The organism is Aestuariibaculum suncheonense (assembly GCF_014596935.1).
Lineage (GTDB): Bacteria > Bacteroidota > Bacteroidia > Flavobacteriales > Flavobacteriaceae > Aestuariibaculum > Aestuariibaculum suncheonense.
In genome coordinates, this window is the sequence record NZ_JACVXC010000001.1 from 1,261,518 (window position 1) to 1,287,837 (window position 26,320).

Annotated in this window: 13 protein-coding genes; 9 read left to right on the top strand and 4 right to left on the bottom strand. The window is 34.8% G+C overall.

Translation table 11 applies throughout. The features are described 5' to 3' along the window. Window positions 1-3 precede the first annotated feature (3 nt). Together ICJ84_RS05325 and ICJ84_RS05330 are read left to right on the top strand one after the other, a co-directional pair. Entirely contained in the window at window positions 4-2,022 is a 2,019-nt protein-coding gene (locus tag ICJ84_RS05325; protein WP_188215296.1) for a DUF2264 domain-containing protein, read from the top strand. Beyond that, on the top strand, window positions 1,967-6,034 hold the full coding sequence (locus ICJ84_RS05330) for an FG-GAP-like repeat-containing protein (protein ID WP_188215297.1): 4,068 nt from the start codon (window positions 1,967-1,969) through the stop codon (window positions 6,032-6,034). Before ICJ84_RS05325 ends, ICJ84_RS05330 begins: the two co-directional genes overlap by 56 nt. Before the next feature lie 68 nt (window positions 6,035-6,102). Here ICJ84_RS05330 and ICJ84_RS05335 read toward each other — a convergent pair whose 3' ends face one another. Beyond that, on the bottom strand, window positions 6,103-6,735 hold the full coding sequence (locus ICJ84_RS05335) for an NAD(P)H-dependent oxidoreductase (protein ID WP_188215298.1): 633 nt from the start codon (window positions 6,733-6,735) through the stop codon (window positions 6,103-6,105). Window positions 6,736-6,833: 98 nt separating this feature from the next. Between ICJ84_RS05335 and ICJ84_RS05340 the strand changes: the two genes are divergently transcribed. The 7 genes from ICJ84_RS05340 (at window position 6,834) to ICJ84_RS05370 (ending at window position 22,317) form a co-directional block, all read left to right on the top strand. Further along, window positions 6,834-7,193 (top strand): winged helix-turn-helix transcriptional regulator, encoded by a 360-nt coding sequence (locus tag ICJ84_RS05340; protein WP_188215299.1) that lies wholly within the window; start codon window positions 6,834-6,836, stop codon window positions 7,191-7,193. Between the two features lie 88 nt (window positions 7,194-7,281). Continuing rightward, on the top strand, window positions 7,282-10,134 hold the full coding sequence (locus ICJ84_RS05345; RefSeq protein WP_188215300.1) for a two-component regulator propeller domain-containing protein: 2,853 nt from the start codon (window positions 7,282-7,284) through the stop codon (window positions 10,132-10,134). A 531-nt stretch (window positions 10,135-10,665) separates the two neighbouring features. Then, a complete protein-coding gene (locus ICJ84_RS05350) occupies window positions 10,666-13,857 on the top strand; it encodes a SusC/RagA family TonB-linked outer membrane protein (RefSeq protein ID WP_188215301.1) in 3,192 nt (1,063 codons plus the stop codon). 9 nt (window positions 13,858-13,866) lie between these two features. Next, window positions 13,867-15,678, top strand: coding sequence for a RagB/SusD family nutrient uptake outer membrane protein (locus ICJ84_RS05355; RefSeq protein WP_188215302.1), 1,812 nt, complete (start codon window positions 13,867-13,869; stop codon window positions 15,676-15,678). Between the two features lie 172 nt (window positions 15,679-15,850). Next, window positions 15,851-18,649: an NPCBM/NEW2 domain-containing protein gene (locus tag ICJ84_RS05360; protein ID WP_188215303.1), complete on the top strand. Its 2,799-nt coding sequence runs from the start codon at window positions 15,851-15,853 to the stop codon at window positions 18,647-18,649. Between the two features lie 181 nt (window positions 18,650-18,830). Further along, the gene (locus ICJ84_RS17055) at window positions 18,831-21,179 is read left to right on the top strand and encodes a TonB-dependent receptor (protein ID WP_188215304.1); all 2,349 of its coding nucleotides are present in this window, start codon (window positions 18,831-18,833) and stop codon (window positions 21,177-21,179) included. A 97-nt stretch (window positions 21,180-21,276) separates the two neighbouring features. Beyond that, on the top strand, window positions 21,277-22,317 hold the full coding sequence (locus ICJ84_RS05370) for a PepSY-associated TM helix domain-containing protein (protein WP_188215305.1): 1,041 nt from the start codon (window positions 21,277-21,279) through the stop codon (window positions 22,315-22,317). Here ICJ84_RS05370 and ICJ84_RS16970 read toward each other — a convergent pair whose 3' ends face one another. From ICJ84_RS16970 to ICJ84_RS05380, 3 genes are all read right to left on the bottom strand, one after another. Continuing rightward, window positions 22,318-22,470: an SsrA-binding protein gene (locus ICJ84_RS16970; protein WP_188223307.1), complete on the bottom strand. Its 153-nt coding sequence runs from the start codon at window positions 22,468-22,470 to the stop codon at window positions 22,318-22,320. It abuts the gene before it with no gap. A gap of 505 nt (window positions 22,471-22,975) precedes the next feature. Then, on the bottom strand, window positions 22,976-25,951 hold the full coding sequence (locus ICJ84_RS05375) for a M56 family metallopeptidase (RefSeq protein WP_188215306.1): 2,976 nt from the start codon (window positions 25,949-25,951) through the stop codon (window positions 22,976-22,978). 2 nt (window positions 25,952-25,953) lie between these two features. Continuing rightward, window positions 25,954-26,316 (bottom strand): BlaI/MecI/CopY family transcriptional regulator, encoded by a 363-nt coding sequence (locus ICJ84_RS05380; RefSeq protein ID WP_188215307.1) that lies wholly within the window; start codon window positions 26,314-26,316, stop codon window positions 25,954-25,956. Window positions 26,317-26,320: the final 4 nt, after the last annotated feature.

The window sequence follows — 26,320 nt, forward strand, 5'->3', positions numbered from 1 at the left end:
TATATGAATTTTAAGAAGGAAATAGTATTTGTAGTATTATTTATAACCATGAACTGGAGTTTGTTTTCACAGAGTAATACTGAAGTTTTTAAAATTAAAAATCCTGATTATGAATTAAGTCCATACACAGGCATGACTAAGCAGCATTGGAAAGATGCTGCTTTATTCTTGCTTGAGGGGGCGTTTAGTTATATAGATAATCTGGATGATTCAATGAAGTTTCCTAAGCAACCAGGTAAAAGCTATCCTCATGAAGAAAGCCGTGTGCCTACTGAAAAACTTGAAGGGCTTTGTAGAACGTTATTTGTTGCGGCACCTTTGTTAAAGGAAAGTCCAGATTTGGTTATTAATGGCATTCACGTTGCTGAGTATTACCGATATCAAATAGAAAAATTAATCGATTCTAGTAGTGAATCTTATATTATACCCAGATCAAAAAATGGAGGACCAAGTCAGAATTTGGTGGAGTTTGGTGCCTTAGCATTATCCATGTTTATTAGTCCTGATGTACTCTGGGAACCTTTACCTCAATCAACTAAGGACGACTTAGCCAATACAATGATAAGTTACGGCGATGGACCAACAGTAGATTCTAATTGGAAGTTTTTCAACATTTTTGTATTGAGTTTTTTTAAGGAACAAGGGTATCCGGTAAATGAAAATTTACTAGTTGAATATTTAGAAAAATCATTAACGCATTACCGTGGTCAAGGCTGGTATAATGACAGTCCGGCTTACGATTATTACAGCATGTGGGCGTTTCAAATGTACGGTATGATTTGGTCTGAATATTTTGGAAAGCAGTATTATCCGGAAATAGCAGATAAATTTATCAGCAATTTTAAAGATTTAAAATATCATTACCCATATCTGTTTAGTGAAGATGGTAAAATGATTATGTATGGTAGAAGTATTAGTTACCGCATAGGGTCTATTATTCCATTTTCATTAATGGGTTTATTAGAGGATAAGCAAGACATCAATTTTGGTTGGATGCGTCGTATTTCTTCAGGAGTGATAAAACAGTTTTTTACACATCCTGATTTTATGAAAGATCGCGTACCCACATTAGGTTTTTATGGAGCTTTCGAGCCTGCAGTACAAAATTACAGCTGTCGAGGTAGTGTGTATTGGATGGGCAAAGCCTTTTTAGGTCTGTTGATACCGGATGATAATCCTTTTTGGACGGAGACTGAAAACAACGGTGCCTGGGAAGAAGCATTTAAGTCAAATGAAGTTTACAATAAGTTTCAGGAAGGCTCAGAAATATTAATTACCGATTATTCAAATATTGGAGCTTCAGAAATACGTGCCTGGTGCCATGAAAAAGTGAAAGACGATTGGCAGAAATTCCGTTCTACAGAAAATTACAACCGACTGTCTTATAACAGCGCATTTCCCTGGCAAGCCGATGGAGCTCATGGTGAAGTGGCCATGAATTATGTGGTTAGAAACAAAAATAATGAATGGGAAGCCTTCCGATTATATAATTTTAAAAAGTTTGAAGATGGTGTGTATTATCGAGATGTAGTTTTAGAAACTGATAAAAATATAAAATTCAGTTTGGCAGATATTCCTTTAACCAATGGTATTTTAAGAGTGGATCGAAATGTAAGCGGTAAGCTAACTTCTTTACGATTGGGGCATTATGCATTACCAGATTTAGGTAAGGGCATAACAACAACGAAACGGCAGATTCAAGGTCGAATGGCAACTGTAATAGACAACGGAATTTATCAACTAGCTATGATTCCGGTAATGGGATGGGATGAAACCGAAGTAGTTTCCACCGAAGGTTTACATCCTGAAAGTAGACATAGTAAGGTTGTTAATGTTTTAAAAACTGAAAGTGTATCAAATACACTTAAGTCGAAAAATTATATTACCTTGATGCTTTGGAAAAGATCTGGAGAGAAATGGACCAAAAGCCAATTAACACCAATTAAGAATATTAAGCTTTTAGAAAATGGAGACATTGACATTAAAATTAAAGGCTCAGGAACAAAAACGATTAACTACTAAATCTATTTTTTATTTAAGTATTTGTTTTGTTTTTTGTTGCTTCTTCCGAATTAATGCCCAAACGTTTGACCGAATAGAGGCCTATGCAGGATTAGGTTCTGTGGAAAATAACAATGGAGCAGCCTTAGCTGATTATGATGCCGATGGCGATTTAGATATCTTCGTGGTTGCGAGAGCACAGGACCTTGCTGGAGATGAATCTACACAGAGTAAACTATTTCGTAATAACAACGATGGTACATTTACAAATGTTACTCTTAATTCTGGATTAGAGAATTTATTTCCTGAAGGAGAAACCGGTGAAACTTCAATAGCATTTACAGGTTTTAAATTTGGAGCCTTCTGGGGTGATTATGATAATGATGGGTATCCCGATTTATTTATGACGCATACCAATAAAATGCAATTATTTCATAATGACACTAACGGTAAATTTAAGGAGGTTACCGTTGAGGCCGGCTTCAAGAAATATAACGATTGTATAAATACAGGAGCCACCTGGTTTGATTATAATAAAGATGGTTTTTTAGATATTTTTATAGCCGACTGGGATAGCGATTGTGAAGGAAATAGACTTTATAAAAATAATGGCGATGGCACTTTTTCAAATGTCAGTAGTATTATCCAAGGCGTCAGTAGCAAGCATTCGTATCAAAGTATACCATTCGATTTTAATGGTGATGGCTGGCTGGATTTATATGTGGCTAACGATTTTAATCCGGGGCCTAACGATCTATTTATAAATAATAACGGCACGGGTTTTACAGAGCAAGCTACAGCTTATGGATTAGATACCTCCCGAGGAGACATGGGAATCACGATTGGAGATTATAATAATGATGGCGAATTCGACATTTACGTTACGACGATTGGGGATAATGCTCTATTTAAAAAAACATCAACAGGAAACTATGAAGATTTAGCAAGAGTATTTCAAATATATAATGGCGGCTGGGCCTGGGATGTTTCTTTTTCTGATTTCGATTTAGATCGCGATGAAGATCTTTTTATAGTAAATGGATTTGATTATCCGAATTCCGGAGATAGGCATAATGTGTATTTTGAAAACACATTGGAAACCGGTATAGAAGGTTTTACAAATAGTTCGGTAAAGACCAAGCTTAACGAAGAGGCTATTAGTGTTACCGAAGCTGTTTTTGATTATGATAACGATGGTGATTTAGACATCTTTGTAACCAATAATGATGGAGCGTCATTTTTATATGAAAATAAGCTAACCGATGTTAATCAACCGGCAGAAAGTTTACATTGGTTTAAAGTGAAACTAGAAGGAACAACCTCAAATCGGGATGCCATTGGAACAACCGTATCTGTAACAACAGCCAGTGGAACATTATATCGTTATTATTCCGGTAAAGGGTTTTTATCACAGCATTTAAAACCGGTGCATTTTGGTTTAGGAACTGATGCCAATATCATAGAACTTAAAATTACCTGGCCATCCGGATTGGTAGAAACTCATACGAATATTCCGGCTGATAATACTATTAAAGCTACTGAGGGTAATGGTTATCAAATTCTCGATATTCAGCCTAGTATAAAGCCTTATGGTTGCACCAATCCTAATTCGTGTAATTATAACCCCAATGCTACAATAAGCACAGGACTTTGCAGTTTTTTAGAAATAGGTAACATTACAGGTGTTATTAAAACACACAAAAATAGTATTGAATCTTATAGTGTTTCTGTAAGTTCAGATGTAACTTTAAATTGGCAAATAACAGGAGGAGAGATTGTAGAATCACCAAGTAAAGGTAATATTATCGTAAAGTGGGGAACGGAAAGTACAGGCACTATCCTTTTAACAGCCTTTAATGCAAAATGTATAAGTGAATCTCTAGAATTATCAGTGACGTTATTAAATGAAAGTGTTAATTTCCAGGAGCATTCGATCGCCCGCTTATGGAATGAGACGTTATTGTCTTTAATACGAAAAGATTATGCGCGTCCTACGGTTCATGCCCGAAACCTGTTTCATACCAGTGTGGTACTGTATGATTCCTGGGCATTATACGACGATAAAGCCTCAACCTATTTAATTGGGAATAATTTACATGGATTTCAAAGTGCATTTGAAGGGTTTAAAACTACCGAAAACCTTATTGAAGCCCGAAAGAAAACTATAAGTTATGCGGCCTACAGGTTGTTAAGTGAACGATTTGCTCATGCACCAAATCCGAGTTTGTCACAACGTATTTTAGATGAATTTATGGCTGGTTTAGGTTATGATATTTCCATTACCGATACAGATTATACCACTGGAAATCCTATAGCTTTAGGGAATTTTATTGCCAGTGAGATGATTGCTTATGGGCTTCAGGATGGCTCTAATGAAATTAATTTGTATGCGAACCAGTATTATCAACCGGTAAATGCGCCTTTAAGTTTAACTTATCCGGAGGGTATTGCAGAGATTAATCCAGACCGTTGGCAACCATTAAGTTTTAATAATTTTATCGATCAGAGCGGGAATGTAATCGGTGGTGTTACCCCAGGATTTTTAAGTCCGGAGTGGGGAAGCGTGCAGCCGTTTTCCATGGAAGAATCATATAAAACCACCTATTCACGAGATGGCCATGAGTATCAGGTGTATTACGACCCTGGTGCACCACCAGTAAGTACTTCCGAAGATTATAAATGGTGTTTTTCGATGGTTTCGAAATGGAGTTCGCATTTAGATCCCTATGATGGTGTGTTGTGGGATATCTCACCAAAATCGATGGGTAATGTCCCGGTAGACCATTTACCGCTTGAGTATGCCGATTACAAAAACTTTTACAAAGAATTTGAAGGTGGCGATATTGGTGTAGGTCGCTCTCGAAATCCAATAACGCAGCAGCCTTACCAAGAACAACTTGTGCCACGAGGCGATTACACACGCGTGCTGGCGGAATTCTGGGCCGATGGGCCAGATTCAGAAACGCCACCAGGACATTGGTTTACCATTTTAAATTATGTCAACGATCATGAGCTGTTTACCAAAAAGTTTGAAGGCGAAGGTAATATCTTAAGCGATTTAGAGTGGGATGTAAAAGCCTATTTTCTCATGGGTGGCGCGATGCACGACGCTGCTGTTGCGGCCTGGGGCGTGAAAGGTTGGTATGATTATATCAGGCCGATTTCAGCCATTCGCTATATGTGTGAAATTGGTCAGTGTACCGATACGAGTCAGCCCAATTACAACCCCGACGGTATCCATTTGCAGGAAGGACTAATTGAGATTGTAAAAGAAGGCGACCCTTTAGTGGGAATAAATAATGAACACCTTGGAAAAATAAAACTCTACGCCTGGAAGGGGCACGATTTTATAGTAGACCCTCAAGTAGACGAAGCAGGCGTGGGGTGGATCCTGGCTGAAACCTGGTGGCCTTATCAGCGTCCAACGTTTGTAACGCCACCGTTTGCAGGTTTTGTATCCGGTCATTCCACGTATTCCAGAGCGGCTGCCGAGGTGATGACCTTACTCACCGGTGATGAGTATTTTCCGGGAGGTATGGGAGAGTTTATAGCTAAAAAGAATGAATTTTTAGTGTTTGAAGAAGGACCTTCGGTAGATGTCACGCTGCAATGGGCCACCTACCGGGATGCCTCCGATCAGTGTAGTTTATCAAGAATCTGGGGCGGTATCCACCCACCAGCCGATGATATTCCAGGACGTTTTATGGGGATTAAAATCGGACAGAAAGCCTTTAGCTATGGTAAACGGTATTTTGAGGGATCGGCAATACCTGTTGAAGATTTATCTGGCGACTTGAAAGTGTATCCAAATCCGATAAGCACATCTGCCAATGCCATTTCGGTATCAAACACCACAGTAACAGATAACTTTCAACTGTTTGATATTAATGGTAGGTTTTTACAAAACTTAAGCCACATTTATAACGAAACGACTAAAACATCAGAAATACATTTTGCATCCACCTTATCTACAGGTGTATATGTTTTAAAAATCAATAATACTTCCAGGAAAATTGTGGTGATTAACAGGTAAAGTCCGTACCAGATACCATCAAAAAACGCCCGACAAATTGCCGGGCGCTTACTTTCATTAATTAACCTCTATTTTATCTCGTGGATAAATTCTTCTTTTTCTTTTCGGTATTTTTTTAGGTTGACGTTCCAATCGTTTTCAGCATCACGATACCCTAAAGCAAGAATCACGGCACTTTTTAACCCTTTTTCTCTTAAACCAAGAATTTCATCTAATTTTTCAGGTTCAAAACCTTCAATAGGCGTTGCGTCTACCTTTTGTTCAGCGGCCGCAGCAATTGCCATAGCAAACGAAATGTAAGCCTGTTTTGCAGCATGTTGCTGGTGCCAGGTTTCCCTTAGAGGCTCGTATAATCCCCAAAGGGTTTGTTTGTAATCATCCATAGTGCTGTGCGGTAGTTCTCTGGCATCCATCATCTCGTTAAATACGGTAGTGATTTTTTCATGAGAATAACCATCCCAAGAAGCAAATACTAAAAGATGAGAACACTCGGTGATTTGAGCCTGATTCCAGGCGATAGGTCTTATTTTTTCCAGTGTTTCCTGATTTGATACGACAAATATTTCATAAGGTTGTAAGCCCGAAGAAGAAGGTGCTAATCTGGCAGCCTCAAGAATATAGTCTAATTTATCCTGAGGAATCGTTTCACCAGTCATTCTCTTAGCAGCATATCTCCAATGTAATCCTTTTAATAATTCCATAATTCAAATTTTTTGTGCAAAGTTATTTTATAATGGTGACAATTAGTAACTTTGTAACATAAAGTAATAGTGACATAATAGTCACCAAGTAACATTCCATGGAAAATAATTTATCAAAAGCCGCTTGTTCTCATAAAATTCGTGCCATACACGACGTTATGTATTTAATAGGAGGGAAGTGGAAAATTTCAATTATAGCTTGTTTGTGCTACGGTAATAAACGCTATTCTGATATTCTTAATGAAGTAGAAGGCATTTCAGGTAAGATGCTGAGTCGGGAATTGAAAGAATTGGAAATGAACAAAATGATTGAGCGTACCATACTAGATACCAAGCCCGTTGGAGTTGAATATTCGCTCACTGATTTAGGGAAATCATTAAAATCGGTGATTGATATTTTAGCAGATTGGGGTATTGCTTATCGAGAAGAACGTAGGCTTATTGAAGAACAGGTATAAAATCAGATAAACCTATCATAAAATCTATTTTTAATAAAAATGAATTGCTTTTTTACAAATTGTATATTGCATCAAATTAAAATTGATAATGAAAAGGATTTGTTTTTTACTCATATTTGTGTTTTTACCGATATGGATTTTTTCTCAAAATAAACTCTTTGAGCATTTTACCACTGTAGAAGGAATTTCTCATAATGAGGTTCGGAAAATAGTAAAGGATACAGATGGATTTTTATGGTTTGGAACTCAAAACGGTTTAAATCGTTTTGATGGTTACCATTTCAAAATATTTAAACATAATTCCAATGATGAAGCGTCGATTGTAGATAATAGAATTTATGATATGACCGCTTCAAAAGATAAATTATGGGTAGGCACTGTTTCAGGAATTAGTGTTATTAATACAAAAACACAGCATGTAATAACTCCTAAGAGTTTAATGAAAGCTGTTGGTTACAAACAAATTTTAGATTTGTTTTACGATGGAGATACTTCAGTATGGTTGTCTACATTATCAGATAATTTTATAGTAAATACTACTACTTTTAAAGTAGAAAAAGTATTAGAAGATTATAATATTCAATGCATTTCTAAAGGAATTAATGGTAAACTTTGGATTGGAACGAATAAGGGGTTACTTTACTATGATAGTCAACAAAAATCAATTTTAAAAGTCTACAACATAGGGCGATTTAATGCCTACAGCTTAGATAACATTTACACGAATACTTTAGGTGAAGTATGGATTACTTTAGACAATGATGTCTACAGGTTTCAATCTGAGCGTAACAGGTTTGTAAAAGTTTATGAATCTAAATCCTTAAATGCAATTACAGAAAATAAAGAAGGAACATTGTTTTTTGGAAGTTATGGTCAAGGTGTGGTTAGTTATAATCGAGAAACAGGTGAGTTTTCTGCAATAAAAGCCAATCCTTTAATATCAACATCTTTAAGTAGTAATGATGTTTATGATGTATTTGTTGATGAGGGAAAAAATCTATGGGTAGGAACTCAGGAAGGACTTGACTATTACGATTTTTCTAAACATAAATTTAATAGTATTGTTCACATACCCGATAAAGACAATAGTTTACGCAGTAGTTTTGTTCAGTCTTTATCTGGAGATAATGAAGGAAATTTGTTAGTAGGTACACGTTCAGGGATAGATAAAATTTCATTTGAAAACGATAACAAAGATTTTAAAATTGAAGGTCACCTTAAAAGTACTTTTGATAACCAGTATATAAATGCTGTTTTTTTAGATTCAAGTAATCGATTATGGATAAGTTCAGGAGGAAAAGGTGTATACCTTTATGAAAACGAAAATAATAGATTACAGCAATTTATAAATATACCAGAAGATGTTAATAGTATTGTGTCCAATAATGTTAATTCAATAACCGAAGATCATTTAGGTAATCTTTGGTTTGGAACCAATTCGGGTGTTTCTGTATTACATTTAGAGCCAAACGGAAAATATAGTTTTGAGAATATTTATCAAGTTGGGAATAACATAAAGTTTGAAGCTGTTTATTCTATTTTGGAAGATCGCCAGCATAGAATATGGATAGGAATGAATAAAAGAGGAGTGGTTTTACTTGATACAATATCTGGAAAGAATCAATATATTAATTTCAAGCACGATCCTAAAAACGCTGAATCTTTAAGTAGTAATGAGGTTTTTGTGATTTACCAAGATTCTAAGGATCGAATTTGGTTTGGAACTTCTTCTGGAGGGGTGAATTTGTTACAGGAAAAACAAGATTCTACAGGAAAACAAACTTATTTTTTTAAGAGTTATACCGAAGCTAATGGACTCGGTGATAATGAAATAAATTCCATTCTAGAAGATGAATCTGGGAATTTATGGATATCTACTAATAAAGGGCTTTCAAAGTTTAATCCAGATTCAGAAACTTTTTTTAATTATTCAACTTATGACGGTGTTTTAAAGGGGAAATTCAGAAAAAATGCAAATTGGAAAGACCAGCAAGGCAATTTGTATTTTGGTGGCGCAGCTGGAATTAATTATTTCAATCCGAAGAATTTTAGGCAAAGTAAAGCGGTTTCTATACCATTTTTTTCTTCGCTTAAAATAGATGAAAAGGAGGTTTTAAAGGGTGATAAATTAGGAGGAGAAGTCGTGCTTTCAGAGGCTTTAGAATCAGGCTCAGAAGTTCGGCTTTCATTAGATTATAATAGATTTAGCTTGTACTTTACAACATTGTCATATACCTCTACTTATCGAAATCAATATATGTACAAAATGGAAGGTGTTGATAAGGAATGGAAGAAAGTGACAGGAGACAATCCACATGCAAACTATTCAAATATTCCTATCGGAAAACATCGATTGTATTTAAAAGCTTGTAATAATGAGGGGGTATGGAATACCAATCCCATTTATTTGGATGTTATAGTAAAGGGGCCTTTATGGGAAGGCAGGTCTTTTAAAATAGCCATAGGATTAGTACTAGTATTACTTTTTGTTTTTGTTTTCTTGATGATGAATAGGTTTAAATATCACCAAGGGAAGAATAATTCAGGAAAGGTAGTAGAAAAGAAGTTCTCAAAACCTATAACAGAAGAGATGGACGCTGAAAATAAGAAGTTAATAGAAGTTTTGCAGCATATAATGCAAACAGAACAATTGTATTTAGATTCTGAATTGAGTTTGAACGGCTTAGCTGAAAAACTAGAGATTAGTTCTAATCATCTTTCCATGTTACTAAATGATTATATAGGTAAAAACTTTTATGATTATGTAAACTGTTTTCGGGTAGAAGAAGTTAAAAAAAGACTTGTAGACAAAGCTTATGAAAAACAAACCATATCGTCGATAGGAGGAGACTGTGGTTTTAATTCAAAATCTACGTTTAATAGAATATTTAAAAATACTACAGGAATAACACCCAGCCAATATCAAAAACAAAACACATAAGTATAGTAGTTGATGTTTAAAATAAAACATTATTGACTATCTAAGTTTTTAAAAAAAATCGAGAACAAAAGTTCACGATTTTTTTTGCTTTTTTAATAATTAAGAACACTTAAACTTTATAAATGGTTGGGTGTTTTCTATATAGATATGTGTCATTTTTCGCACTTTATTAATTGTTTTAATCAAAATTTTAGACGGGTAATATATTAAAGATTTTAATCTTGTTTTTTCTGTTACTTTTTTGAAATTCTGTGTTTTAATTCAGGTGTCAATGCTCATTGATACTTTTTGATCACTTCAATTTTGTCGCAATACATACTTTAGGTCGATTAATTAGCTTTTTAAGACTAATATCGAATTCAACTTTTCAAAAGCAAGAAAATCTAAAACCATAAAATTTAGATTCATTAAAGACCAACTTAATTAAATAAAGACTTATGAAGCAGTGAAGACCATTAATGCAATTATTTTTTATGAGTATAAATTACTCAGAGCAAACAACAAACAACAAACCAATTTAAATTCTAACAAATGACAAAAACTTTTAGAAAGCCTAGAACATCACGGGTAGGACTTGTAGGGATGTTTTCTACGGTATTGTGGCTAAGTGCTATTGTACCACAAGAATCTGTAGCACTTTCTCCAAATATTACAAAAGAAGTACAACAAACAATTTCAGGAACTATAGTTGACGCCGATGGTTTACCTATGGGAGGAGTTAATATTAGTGTCCTGGGATCGCAAAAAGGAACCATGTCCGATTTTGATGGTAACTATACTATAGCAGCTAACGCGGGAGATGTATTGCGTTTTTCTTTCGTTGGTTTTAAAGATCAGGATGTTACGGTTGGTAATACGGCAGTTATAAATATAACAATGGAAACTGACGTAAGTAATCTTAATGAAGTCGTGGTCATGGGATATAACTCTGTAGAGAAACGAAAACTAACAGGTTCTGTAGCAACAGTTAATGCGGAGGAATTAAATGAAATACCTGCGACTTCTCTTGGTAATGCCGTGGCAGGTAGAATTGCCGGAGTCAATATTACGCAAACCGGAGGGCGTCCAGGAAGAACGTCTAATATTAATGTGCGGGGTGCAGTTATAGGAGAATTCGTAGGAAGTAATGCGCCTTTATATGTTATAGATGGAGTCGTTGGGTCAAAACAACTTTTTGATGCTTTAGATGTAAGTGAAGTAGCAACTGTAAGTGTTTTAAAAGATGCGGCGGCTACTGCTGTTTATGGAGCTAGAGCATCTAACGGCGTTATTTTAGTAACTACTAAAAAGGGTAAAGGGGCACCTAAGGTAAATTTCACTTCTACCATAGGTACGACAGAGCCAACTCAAAATCCGGAATTTAACTCAGCTTATGAGCATGCTTTACTTATGAATGCTAGATTGAAATGGCAGGGTGTAGATCCAAGTAATGCTAACTATATTAGTGATTCTGAGCTCGAGTATATTAAAACTTTGCCAAATTCAAGCTTTATCGATGAGTTTGCAAAATCACCAATTTTAAATAGAAATGCAGTAACTGTGAGCGGTAGTTCAGATAGAGTGAATTATTTCCTTGCGGGATCTATTGTAAAAGAGACTGCGGCGTTTGAAAATTTATCATTTAATAAAAATAATTTACGAGCCAAGGTTGGGGTGGATATCACTGATGATTTAAATGTAGGTTTGAATATTAGTACTTCTAAAAATCATGATGATGGTTTTTATTGGAGATACAATAATGGAGATGAAGATTACGGCGATTTTTACAGAACCGCCCTTAGGTCCGGCAAATGGGGGCCTTCAGTTAAAGATGGACTTTATGTAGCGAATTTCAATGGTTGGAATGCTGGTAATATTATTGATAAGGGGGCAGGGGTCACAGAACGCGATAATAATATCACTAATTCATTGATTACCGTGGATTATAAAGTACCATTTATAAAGGGCTTAACAGCTGGTTTGTCCTATAACAGAAATATAGTTAGAAGAGACAGCTATTTGTTTAGAAAACCCTTAGTAGACTATACATTTGCTACCGATCCGAATAACAGGTTTTTACTAACAGATGAGATTATAGGTACGCGAGTGCGTAATGATAGTGGAGCTGATTCAGATAGTGTTTATGAATTCACAGATGAAAATCAGAATTATCAATTAAATGCCAAGTTAAACTATAGTAATACTTTTGGAGTACATAGCGTAGGTGCCTTCGCTGTTTACGAACAAGCCGAATCTGAGTATGAACAGTTTAATGCCACAGGTAGAGAGGTCACTACCGAGTTAGTGCCTACTTTAAATGGTACTAATAGTGATGAAAGACGAGCAAGCGGTTATAAAACAGAAGGAGGTCGTTTATCTGCCATTGGAGGATTCTCATATGATTATGATGGTAAGTATCTTATAAGCTCTAACTTTAGATACGATGGGTCAACAAAGTTTGATGAAGGTAGAAGGTTTGGGTTCTTTCCGTCTCTATCAGTAGGATGGATTGCTTCTAAGGAAGCTTTTTTTCAAGAAACTTTTGATTTTATAGATTTTTTTAAGATTAGATATTCTATAGGACGTACTGGAGATGATAGTGTTTCAAATGGATTTCCTTATGTGCAGAGATATAACTTGTCAACAGGTGCTGTTTTAGGAACGAATAACAATATAACCTCAAGTACCGTTATTGGTACAGAAGCGACACCTTTAATAACATGGAACAACCAAACAACATACAATTTTGGGTTAAACTTTAGTGTTTTAGATAATCGATGGGAAACGTCTTTAGATATTTTTAAAAATAAGAAGCGAGATTTATTTGGTCCTCGTCAATTATTTATTCCAGAGTCATCAGGGTTAACATTGTCTCCAGATAATTATGGAGGAATTGACATCTCCGGGTATGAAATATTAAGTACGTTTAGAGATCGTATAAATAACGATATTTCTTATGAAGTAGGGTTCAATCTAGGGTATTCAAAAAGTAAATATGCTACTTTAGATGAACCAGAGTCTACATTACCTCATTTACTAAAGAACGGTCAAGCTATAGATAGAATTAGAACTTACGTTTCCGATGGTATTATTAGAACGCAAGAACAATTAGATGAAATAGTTGCGTCTGGTTTTACACAATTTGGTAGAGCGCCAAGAATAGGAGAATTGTTAATAAGAGATATTAGAGGTGATAGAAATACAGATCCAGAGCAAAACACTCCAGATGGGAAAGTTGATGCAAACGATTTAGAGTACATTAAAGGTGCACGTTCCACCGCTCCGGTAAATTATGGTATCCGTTTTGCTTTTAATTATAAGAATTTCCATTTACAGGCATTTGCTCAAGGTTTTGCAGGGCATCAACGATTTATGCCTCAGGCAGCAAGGTTTAACCTTGGTAGCGTAGGTAATGCAGATTGGTCTATTTGGAATGATTCGTGGACACCGGAAAATCCAGATGCTTCTTACCCTGTTTATGGAGGCGATGAAGGGTTCCAATATAAGCCTTCTACATTTTTCCTAAGAGATGCCGATTTTTTAAGACTTAAACAATTGAATTTAGCATATGATGTTCCTGAAGGTCTGTTAGAAAAAGTAGGGGCTAAGCGCCTTAGTATTTTTGTAAATAGTGATAATTTATTTATGATTTACAGAAAAATTAAGGAGTTCGACCCGGAAACGAGTGGGCGAGGAATTCCCGTAAATAGAAGCTTTAGTGTCGGACTTAATTTAACCTTTTAAAAAACAACTATGAAAAATAAAATAATAAAATTTAGCTTATCCATTTTATTTATGAGCTTTATTTGTTCGAGTTGCAGTGATGTGCTGGACAAGAAAGACCTTAATGCAATTAATGAAAAAGATGTTTGGAGTGATGAGGGGCTTAGTGAAGGCTTTATAAATGAAATATATGATAGATCATTACCAGGTTGGCCAATTAATGCGTCGGCTAATTCAGATGATGCTGTAGGTCCTACTCCTAGAATGTATGGGGAGTTAACTCCAGGTTCTGTTGGAATATATTCAAATACATACAGAATCATTAAGGATATTAATCTGCTTTTAGGTAAAGTGGAATCAGGAGGGTTGGAAACATCATTTGTAAATGAATTAAAAGGTCAAGCGCTTTTTTTTAGAGCATTGAACTATTTTAATTTAGTGCGCACCTATGGAGGTGTACCGTTAGTTTTAAAACTTAATAGTAAAGATGATGATCTTGAGGTGCCAAGAAATAGTACGTCAGATTGTATGGCGCAAATTTTATTAGATTTAGAAGATGCTATAAATATGTTACCAAGTGTTTATAGTGATGCTTCCTCTAATTACGGGCGTATTACAAAAGGGGCTGCAATGGCATTTAAGGGACGTGTTTTGTTACATTATGCAAGTGAACAGTTCGATCCAAGTCAAAGCCAAACAGGTCGCTGGCAAGATGCTTATGATGCAAATAAAGAAGCCTTAACAGAGTTAGTAGCGCAGGGTAAAGGCTTAAATGCAGATTACGCAAACTTATGGTTTGATGAGTCTGATTCTAATCCAGAGGCTATTATGGTTAGGCGTTATACCACCGATAAAACTACTAATAGAGATGTAGGTGTGCGTCCTTTTGTTGTAGGTACAAATGGAGAATCCTGGGATAAACCTACATTAAGCCTAATTGAAGCATTTCCTATGAAAGATGGTAAAGCGATCGATGATGCGACATCTATATATACATACGATTCAGATGCCTTTTGGGTCGATAGAGATCCGAGGTTTGCTACAACTATTGCTTTTAATGGAACGATTTGGCCTTTAAATGATCCGGAGCCAAATAAAACCAGTGATTTGTTTTGGACGTTTCAAGGTAGCCAGATAGAAGGTCAAGCAGATTCAAGAATTTCACCCTCATCGTTTTATTGTAAGAAAGCAGTTGATGTTAATTTAGCAGGAGGGGCTGGTTTATATCAGGGAACTACTGATTGGATAGAGATTAGATTTGCTGAAGTCTTATTGAATTATGCGGAGGCTGCTAATGAAATAGGTATGATTGACGAAGCTTATACAGAACTTAAAGAAATTAGAAAGCGTGCAGGAATTGATAGTGATGGAGGAATGTATGGTTTGAAATCCGGTATGACCAAGGATGAAATGCGAGAAGCAATACTATTAGAGCGTCGATTAGAATTTGCTTTTGAAGGTAAGCGATCTGATGATTTAAGAAGACGCAGAATGTATGATGATTTATTTGGAGCTTATAGAAAAGGATATGTTATTTCTACAACAGCAGCTTTTGATGCACTAGATCCTTTGTCTGAAGAAATTCTTGATGATAGAAAGGCTTTAGAAGCTATGGTTTTAGCAGGAACTATTGATTTAAGTAATCCAATGACGTATAAAACCTTTTTTGAAACAACAGAAATAAGTCTTGAGAGGGATGGGAATACTGTAGATGATGGTACACCTATTAATTTCTTAGAGGAGTATTACTTTTTTGATTTACCACAAAGTGCATTAGATAAAAATCCTGAGTTAGAACAAACCTTAGGTTGGCCGGGAGGAACATTTGATCCTTTACAATAATATTTTTTGAGTTAGTTTTTTGGAAAATGAGAGGCTTGCATTAGTAAAATGCAGCCTCTTTTTTATAAATTAAGTAGTATTTAAAAAATACATTTGCATTCTAGTAAAGAATATGTTTTTTAGTTTGAATTCGTATGTTTAGTGTGTAGTATATAATAGTTATTTAGAGTATATGTTAAAAGTTAAATTATATAAAGTTTTATTATCCTTTTCATTTTGCTTGTTCTTTGGAGCCTTATCCAAGGCTCAGGAACGCGTTTATGTTGAAGAATTGGATATTAGTTTGGGGCAACAACTGTATGGTGCTCCAGCAAAGAATACATCGGTAACCGGAGAATTGTTACAGGTTAAAGGCCAGGAATTTAATCGAGGTGTCGGGGTACATGCTCATGCTGTTATTAAGATAAATCTTAACGATGGGTATCTATTTCAAGCAAATATTGGAATTAACGATTCTGAAATAGATTATGCTTCAGGAAACATAAAAAGCATCCCTTTAACCGATGGTAAACGTATGTTTTATAAGGTTACACCAGAATCAAAACAATTCGTTGGAGTAGAAGGTGATTCGGGTACCATTGATTCGGGAAGTGTCGTTTTCAAGGTGTTTAATAATGCAGAAGAGGTTTATAACAGTGGCGTTATTAAGCAAGGTGAAGCTGCTAAAGATATATCAGTAAAAGTAAAAAAAGGTATTTTAGAGCTGGTAGTTGAAGATGCAGGTGATGGACCAAGTGGCGATCATGCTGTGTGGTTAAACCCGACTATTGACTATACCGAGATTCCTCCAGTTATCGTAAAACAAGATTTTATAGGTGAAGTTACAGAGCAATCTTCAGAAGTAAGACAAGCTTTAAGAGAAAGCATACAAGAGTTACCAGAAATGTCTATGCCTCTTTCTCAGCCAGATTACGATTGGTTAATTGATAATTCAAAAGTAAAGGCAGAGGTTTATAAAACAAGTTCAGGAAAAGATATCGTTATCAGTAACGGGTTAATTTCTAGAACATTTAGGGTTGTTCCAAACCTTGCGACAATTGATTATTTTAATCAAATGACAGGAGAAACTATGCTTCGAGCCGTTTCTAATGAGGGAATATTAACAATTGATGGCAAAGATTATACAATTGGAGGTTTAAGTAAGCAACCCGAATATGGATATACCTTAAACCATTGGGTAGATGAATTGAATGTGATTCCTGATGCGTTTATTGTAAAAAAGTTTGAAGTGAAACCTTTGTCAAGGCGATTGGAATGGAAACAGGTACGCTGGGCTGCAAACAAAGCCATGCCTACAGGAAAAGAGTTGATATTTACACTTACAAAAGATGCCATTACTTTAAAAGTGCATTTTGCAATGTATGATGGCATACCAACACTAAGCAAATGGATTGAGGTGGTTAATAAAGGAGACTTGTTAGTTCAGCTTAATGCTTTTAAACTGGAGCAATTAGCAATGGTTGAAGGAGAGAATCTTGTGGGAACACCAGACTATTGGGTAAAGCCTAATATTCATATTGAAAGTGATTATGCCTTTGGCGGTATGCAGCAAAAAAATTCTGAGCAAACGACCTATTGGGAAAAGGATCCTCGATATACCTCACAGACCAATTACCCTTTAAATGTTCCTTGTTTGTTAGAAGTAAAACCTCCTTTAGGACCTGATGTTGTAATTAAACCTGGAGATACATTAACGACATTCAGAGTTTGGGAAACACCTTTAGATACCAGAGAAGAAGAGCGTAAAGGGTTGTTTATTAGAAAAATGTACCGTACCATTTCGCCTTGGGTAACCGAGAATCCTATTTTTATGCATTTGGTGAATTCAAATGAAAAAGTAGTTAAAAACGCCATTGACCAATGTGCTGAAGTGGGCTATGAAATGATTATTCTAAGTTTTGGTAGCGGAGTGAATATGGAAGATGAATCTGAAGCCAATTATAGTAAATTTAAAAGATTAGTAGAATATGCTAAATCTAAGGGTATAGAACTGGGAGGATATTCGCTATTATCCAGCCGATGGATTAGTGATGAGGTGGATGTGATTAATCCCAAAACAGGTAAGCGAGGTGGGATGATATTTGGGTCTTCACCATGTTTGTCAAGTGAATGGGGGCATAATTATTTTAGAAAAATTAAAACCTTTTTTGAAAAGACAGGGATGACGGTTTTTGAGAATGACGGATCGTATCCGGGCAATGTATGTGCTTCAACCAATCATGCCCATCACAATGGATTAAACGACTCACAATGGAAACAGTATGCGCAAATTCAAGGGTTATACAAGTGGATGCGTGCTGAGGGCATTTATATGAATATTCCCGATTTTTATATTAATTCGGGAACAAACAAAGTAGGAATAGGATACCGAGAAGTCAACTGGTCTTTACCTCGCGATCGACAACTGGTATTAGGGCGAACCAATATTTATGATGGTTTGTGGGACAGGACACCTAGTATGTGTTGGACATTTACTCCATTAACACAGTATCATGGGGGTGGTGAAGCCGCTACCATCGAGCCTCTTAATGAGCATTTAATGGATTATAAAAATCAAATGATGCAAAATTATGGGGCAGGCGTACAGTCCTGCTATCGTGGACCCAGATTGTATGACACAGAAGAAACCAAGCAAGTGGTTGTCGAGGTAATTGACTGGTACAAAACTTATCGCGATATTCTGAATTCTGATTTAATTCATTTGAGACGTCCTTCAGGAAAAGATTGGGATGGTTTTATGCATGCGAATCCTAATTTAAAGGAAAAAGGATTGGTTATGTTATTTAATCCAACCGATAAAGATATTGGTAGAAAAGTTACCTTGCCATTGTATTACACAGGGTTATCAACTAAGGCTTTAGTTAGAGAAAAGGAAGGCAAAGCTAAAACATATAAATTAACCCGAGACTATAAAATTACAGTAGACGTTACCATACCGGCTAATGGGAATACTTGGTTGGTTATAGAATAATAATTAAAAAAAGATTATGACAAAAAGACTTTCAAATAATTGGAAGTCTTTTTTTTGTGTATAAACTTCTTTACTTCAGTGTGTTATTTTTTCAGCACGTTTTATTGTTTTCAAAAACTTGAAATTATGATAGAATATGCTATTTTTGCATCAATTTAAAATAAGTCTAAATAAATATAATATGAAACATTTACTATTTTGTATGTTTTTTATGAGCTTTTTAGGGCTTTATGCACAAGAAGCTTCAATACATGGTGTCATTACCGATGAAAAAAGTCAACCGGTTCCTTATGCTGCGGTAACCTTAAAAGGATTATCAAAGGGAGCGATGGCTGATGAAAACGGAATTTATAAAGTAATCAATGTAGAAGCAGGAAGTTACACGCTTCAATTTACAGGAGTAGGATATACCAAAGTAACGCGTCAGATTACGTTAGATGCAAATGAAATGTTAGAGGTTAATGTGTCTTTAGAAACCGATTTAGAATCATTAAGTGAGGTGGTTATCACATCAAATCGCGTTAGAGAAACTTTAGATGAAGTACCGTCTTCAGTCTCGGTAGTATCTGCACAACAAATAGAAAGTTTAGGTCAGACAAGTACTAATATAGCCGATGTTTTAATTGAAATCCCGGGAATTGCATTAAGTACCAACCAAACCAGTAATACCGGACAAACCTTGAGAGGTCGAAAAATGCTGGTGTTAATAGATGGTATTCCGCAGTCTACACCTTTACGTAATGGTAACCGCGATATTAATACGATAGATCCAAATAGTATTGAACGTATCGAGGTTATAAAAGGAGCAACCGCTATTTATGGAAATGGCGCCGATGGAGGTATTGTTAATTACATTACTAAAAAAACAAATTCTAATAAAAAGATAGAAAGTACTACTGTTTTAGGAAGTTCAGGGGCTTTAAAAACGATTGATAAAACTGTAGGAGCTAATATTTCTCAAACCTTTTCAGGGAAATTAAATAAACTTGGCTATGTGGTAAACGGAACGTTTAGACAAACCGGAGTAAATCGTGATGCTAATGGAGAAGTAGTGTCACCATATTATGGTATTGGAGAAACCGATCAGTACAGTTTATTCGGGAAATTAAACTATCAAATTGCCGAAAAGCATAAAGTTGAGTTCATGTACAACTACTTTAGTAGCAACCAGAATTCAGATTATGTAGCTCAGGTTGGTGAGTACGGCGTAACGCCTTCCATTGGAGTTTTAGGTGAAGATTTAGCCGTGGATCAAGGAAACCGTTACAATCACAATGCACAGTTAACTTACGATTTCATGAATATTTTCGGTGATACCGATTTCAAATTGAATTTGTATACACAAGATTTTAGAACGGTTTATGGTTATTCGGTAAGTTTTTATGACCCGGATTTAGGTTATGATGGTGGGCAGTCTTCTATCATTTCAACTAAAATGGGAGCACGTTTCAACTTCAATACACCCTATCAATATGGAGAGGTTTCAGGAAATGTTTTATATGGTTTGGATGTACTAAACGATGTAACGGCTCAGGAATTAATTGATGGAAGACCATGGGTGCCTGAAACCGATATGACGAACTTAGCACCTTATGCCCAGTTAAAAACCATGTATAAAGATTTCGTTTTAAAAGCAGGAATCCGTTTTGAAAATATACTGGTTGATATACCTGATTACACCACTTTAACACGTTACAATGCAGGAGCAACATCCCCGAGTAGTGGCGGTGTAGCAGTCGAAGGTGGCGAGTTAGAGTACAATGCAACGACGTTCAACGTCGGGTTGCGTTATAATAAATTTCAGATGTTTAAACCGTTTGTGAGTTTTTCTCAAAGTTTTTCTATTGCCGATTTAGGAAGAACATTACGTTCGGCAACGGAAAATACGGTTAGTCAGATTAACTCTGATGCTGTAATTGCAAATAACTATGAAATTGGATTTAACAGCCGTATTGGACAAACAAATTTTAGCGGAGCTTATTTCATTAGTACCTCTAAATTCGGGGCAACGTATAGTGAATTGCCAAGTGGTGTATTTGCAATCGATCGTCAGCCAGAACGTGTTTACGGATTTGAATTTGCTGCCGATACCAGGTTAACAAATACCCTTAATTTAGGAGGTTCGGTATCGTATACTGAAGGGAAATTAGATACCGAAAACAATGGTGATTATAATACCTACATGAATAGCGATCGTATTCCTCCGTTTAAAGGCGTAGCGTATTTAACTTACAACTGGGCGAATAAACTAAATGCGCGTCTGTCTTATATTTATTCAGGAAACAGAGATCATTTTGAAGCCAATACCAATGGCGATTATTCATACGGGCAAGGGCCTATCAATGCTTTTAGCTTGGTAAACGTTTCAACAAGTTACCAAATGACGCCAACCACGAAAATTGGGTTAGGAATAGAAAATTTGCTTAACGAAGATTATTATAACCTGTTATCGCAATTTGCAGCACGCGATAACGATTATATAAAAGCTAACGGAGCACGTTTCAACTTGTCGCTAACCGTTAAATTGTAAGAACAGCAAACAATTTTTTAACATCCTGTAATATATTTTACGGGATGTTTTTTTGTTAAGATTTATTTATTGCTAAAGTTTGCATTTTATTTAGACCGTGAATAACAGAACACTTTTAAAATATCATTCGTATCTGGGATTAATTGCTGGGCTTTTTCTATTGGTTATAGGATTAACAGGTGCTGTTTTAGCATTTAATGAAGCTATTGATGAGGCTATTTTTAAAGAATATCAAGTTGAAGTAAACCCTGAAAGTTTAGCTTTGGATAAAGCCATTGCCACGGTTCAAAGTAATTTTCCTGAATGGGAAACGCGAATTGTACATTTTAAAAAAGGAGAAAGTATCCTCTTTAATTTACGATTGCCCGATGCCAGACGTTTTGTTTTTATTCATCCTGAAACTGGGCAGATTATTGCTAATATTGATGCCAATGCTACAATTACCAAGTGGATTTTAAAATTGCACTATTCTTTTTTTGCAGGTGCTATAGGGCGTATTTTAGTATTAATTGTTGGTGTTTTATTCTTTTTATCCCTCATTACCGGGATTATTCTTTATCGAAAAGTTATTTTAAAAACGCTGCTTTTTCAAGTAAAAGTTAAACGCGGTCATGTACGTAATTTTTATTCGGCATTACATCGCTATATTGGTGTTTGGGCTTTATTGCTAAATTTAGTTCTGGTTATTACTGGTATTTTTTTAGCCTATAAAGTAGCTAAAGCAGGATTAGAAACGCCTAAAATGCCGGAACCTGAGAGGTTAATTATTTCTGTTGAAGAATGTTTAACGTCGATAAAAACAGCATATCCTGATTTTACGCCAACTTACATACGTTTACCAAAACAGGCAACAAGTACAATAACCGTCAATGGTATTTTTAATACTGATTCGTTTTACTACAGTCAGTATTATAATAAATTTCAATTAGACTTTAAAACAGGAGATATTATTAGCGTGACTAAAGTGGCCGATGCCAATTTAATGACACGCTTAGATAGTATGATATCTCCGCTTCATTTTGGTCAATACGGAGGCTTTTTTATTAAGTTGTTGTACTGTTTTATCGGTTTATCCGGGCCTTTTTTATCGGTTACCGGCTTTGTAATCTGGTACAAGAAAAAATCTAAATCAAGATAGTTAATCCAATGCTCTTTTCGTTACATACCAGCGCCAGCCAATAATCGCTAACTGCAGTTTTGTGGCTTTGCTAATATCTAATTTTCTCTTGGAATAACTTGGGAGTATTAGTTTATTAACCTTTGCTAAAATTTTGAAGACTTGTTTTTTCATTTGGTAAAAATAGTAAAACTTATTCTAGACTAAGTTTTACATTTTTTGGAATTTGCTTATATAATCGATAAAAGAATAACGATAATAAGCTTAACAAGTGTGATCATAATTTCGGTTTTAAAGGTTAGTTTGCTTTAGTTATATCAATGTTTTTTGAAGATATATAAAAGGAGATATATCGTACAAATAGTTTGATTAAAATCTGCAAATTTACATACTAATATGTAACTGAATAAATAATACTTATTTCAATATGAAATATGTTATGCTTGTAAGATGTTTCAATTTGTTGTTTAAAATTGCGTTTTATGTTTTAATTTGAAATAATTATAGGGGGTTTTTGAAGCTGTTTTTAAAAAGCAAGGCGCGTTTTATGTTTTTGAAGTCAGTTTTTGTAAGTTTTGTCTTTTCTTCAGGTTTTACTTTGTAACAATTAAGTTCTTTTAGAACATAAAAAAACCGAGCTGTTTAACTCGGTTTTTGATTTAATTGATGAATTTTAAGTTTATTTTTTTGAGGTGATTTCAACAACACCATTTTTGGCTTTTTCTCCGTATTTGTCTATGGCAGCCTTGTCTTTTAATACGTTAATACTTTCAATGTTTTCAGGAGAGATGTTTGATAATTTATCAGAAGGCATCTCTTTACCATCTAAAATATATATAGGTGGTTGTTGGTTAATAACAATGCTTCTGCTTTCTGATCGCGGGTTCATTTTTTTAGTAAAACGTTCCACAGCGCCATATTTTGCTTTCTCTCCATATTGTTCTATGGCTTCTTCCGGATTTAGACTATTATAAAACGATGTCCTGAATTCATCAGAATTATTAGATTCTGTATAGTTTTCGTATGAAACTATTTTTCCATTTAAAATAAATAGGGCATCTGTGGTCACAAAATTAGAATGATCTCTTTCCAAACTTTCATCAATAGTTAATTCTATAACTCCGTATTTAATGGCTAAACTTTTAAAGGCTTCAACAGGGTATGACAGTTTAGTTTTATTGGTATCGTTTGGTTTACCATTTATAAGAATTAACGATTTGTTATTACTTAAATCAATTGCAGTATGTTTAAAATCATAAGAAATTAATTTTAAATTTTCTATTGTGATTTGCCAGTCCGATCTATATTGGTATTGGGCATAGCTAAACGGTGTAATTGGTGTTTCAGTATCAATTATTAAGGTATTACTATTGCGGTTGTTTTTAAATGAGGCTTCTATGGCAGTAATTTCGTTGTTTTTATTTCGTTTAATGTTTTTAAACTCAAGAGTTGTACCTACAATTTTGGCTTGATTAATAAATTGCTCGAATTCTTTATCTGTGGTATTTTTAGATATCTTAGCCTCAAACGGATCTAAAAATTGATATAAAAGAAAATGGTTGTCATGGTCTTCAAAACTTATCGGACAAATAGGAAAACCGTTGTTACTCCAGATTTGTTTATGGCTATAATCTCCTGCTTTAAATGTTGTAGTTATGGCTGTTAATTCATTTTTATCATTATATGCAACATCAGAATATGACATTGAAAACCCTCGAGCTTTAAAATAGTTACTTATGGCCTCTAAATCTTTTTGCTGAGAGAATTTCGATATAAGTAATAAGGGGTGTACATCACTTTTACGGGAATTTGGGTTAGGAGATGCTAATCTTTCTGTTAAATATTGAATAGCAAATAACTCATTATTTTTACGTTGCCCGAAAAGTATACCAGGCAGCGTGTAAGTACCATTTCCAAAGGTTTCAGTTAGGTTAGATATATTATTCTTTAGATTTACAGTTATTTGTGACAACTGGCTGAAGTTATCGGAAATTAAATTGCTATAATTAATATCTATGCCTAATTTACTTAGTTTTAGCTTTTGATTATAAAAATGTATTGGTGTGCTTGGTATTATTAAGGGGGCAATAAATAATTGCTTATTAAACATAAGTTCATAATTATTTATTGAAGCGTAAGGATAAATACCAGTATGGTCGCGAGCCGTTTTTATTTGCATAGGGAATATAGGGTACCCATGATTGCAAAAAGTTCCCGTACTGTGCGATGTGTCGTTTTTTAAGCTAATGGTTATATTAGTTAATTCGTTTTTAGTATTATATTCCAGATCTTTAAATTGAAAATCAACGCCTTTATTACTCAAAATATTTTTAAAAGCAATTAAATCAGACTCAGTTGTGTTTTTTGTAATTGAGGTTAATATGTCTTCTTGCATGTTGGAGACCAATAGCTTGTTAGAATCGTCTAATCCAACACGTATAGAAGATATTAAGTCCAAGCCATTACCAGCTCTTAAAGAATGTACTTGACCTTTGTAGTTAGCTGTTACATCTATTTGTGTTATTTGCTCATAATCGTTTCTTTCTACGTTGTCAATTTTAAGGGTGACACCGTAATTTTTAAGATCATTTATAATATTGTTTAGATCTTCTTTGGTGTTGTAATCAGAAATATATCGTGTTCTGTAATTACTAAGTTGAGTGACATCGTACGCTTGAGTTTTTGAATTTTCAACGTAAATTGTTTTTGAATTACAACTTATTAAAAACAGTAACAACATGGGAATAATTAAAACATATTTAATGAGGTTAATGTTTTTCGATTTCGATTTTTGTAACATAAGGATTCGTTTTTTGATTAATGAATTGTAAAATGTATTGGTCAAAGCCATTTGATGAGATGGTACACAGGTTTTAAGTAAAGTATATTGATAACTTTTGTTCGATTCGCTTTTATGTTGCGCAACGCTATCGGCAATGTATTCCAGATTTTGTTTTATGGCTTTATTATATAACCAGATAAGTGGATTGAACCAGAAGGCAATAGAAATGATTTCTGATAATAAAATGTCTATGGAATGCATTTGGTTGGCATGAACTTTTTCGTGCGTAATAACTTGTCTAATTTCGGTTTCGTTAAACTGATTGGGGTTATAAATAATCCATTTAAAAAATGAAAAAGGGGCGGCATCATTGGTTAAACGGATAACCTTGTACGGACCGGCTTTTACCGATTTATGAGTTTTTATAACCCTAAAAACAGATGATAATCTAACACTAAATCTAATGGTGAAATATAACCCCCCAAGAACATATACCATAAGAATATAATCCCAAAGGTGTAAAGAAATATTAGATATAAAAGAATCTTGTACTGGTTCTGTTAAATTTGAATTTTGAATAGGTGTTGGATTTTGTTTTGGGATGGGGTGAGTGTTTTCCTTTTGAAAATTTTGTTCTGCTAAAGATGTTTTTATTTTATCATTTGATGAAAATTCAGATGTCGATTCTGTAATTTGGGGAGCGGTATATTCTATATAATTCGGAATAATAATAAACGGACCAACTAAAGCAAAAATTAATCCTAAAAATAAAAACCACCTGTTTACCTGAAAAAAGGTTTCACGTTGTAAAATTAGTTTGTAAAACGTGTAGAAAATGGCAATTATAGCGGTTGATTTAATTAGGTATTCCATGTTTATTTATTATTTTTTTCTATCAAATCAATAATATCCTTTAGCTCGTCTACGCTAATTTTTTCCTCTTTAGCAAAGAACGAAACCAAGTTTTTGTAAGAGTTGTTAAAATAATTATCAAGGGCAGAGCTTAAAAACTTAGCTCGGTAGGCTTCTTTGGTTACAATAGGGAAGTATTGGTGCGTTTTGCCAAAAGCATTATAGCCCACATAGCCTTTTTCTTCCAGATGTCTAATAATAGTAGATAGCGTATTGTAATGTGGTTTGTCTTCTTTTATTTCAGCCAGTACGTCTTTAACGAAGGCTTTTTCCAGTTTCCAAAGGATGTGCATAACTTCTTCTTCTTTGTTTGTTAGTTTTTCCATAATA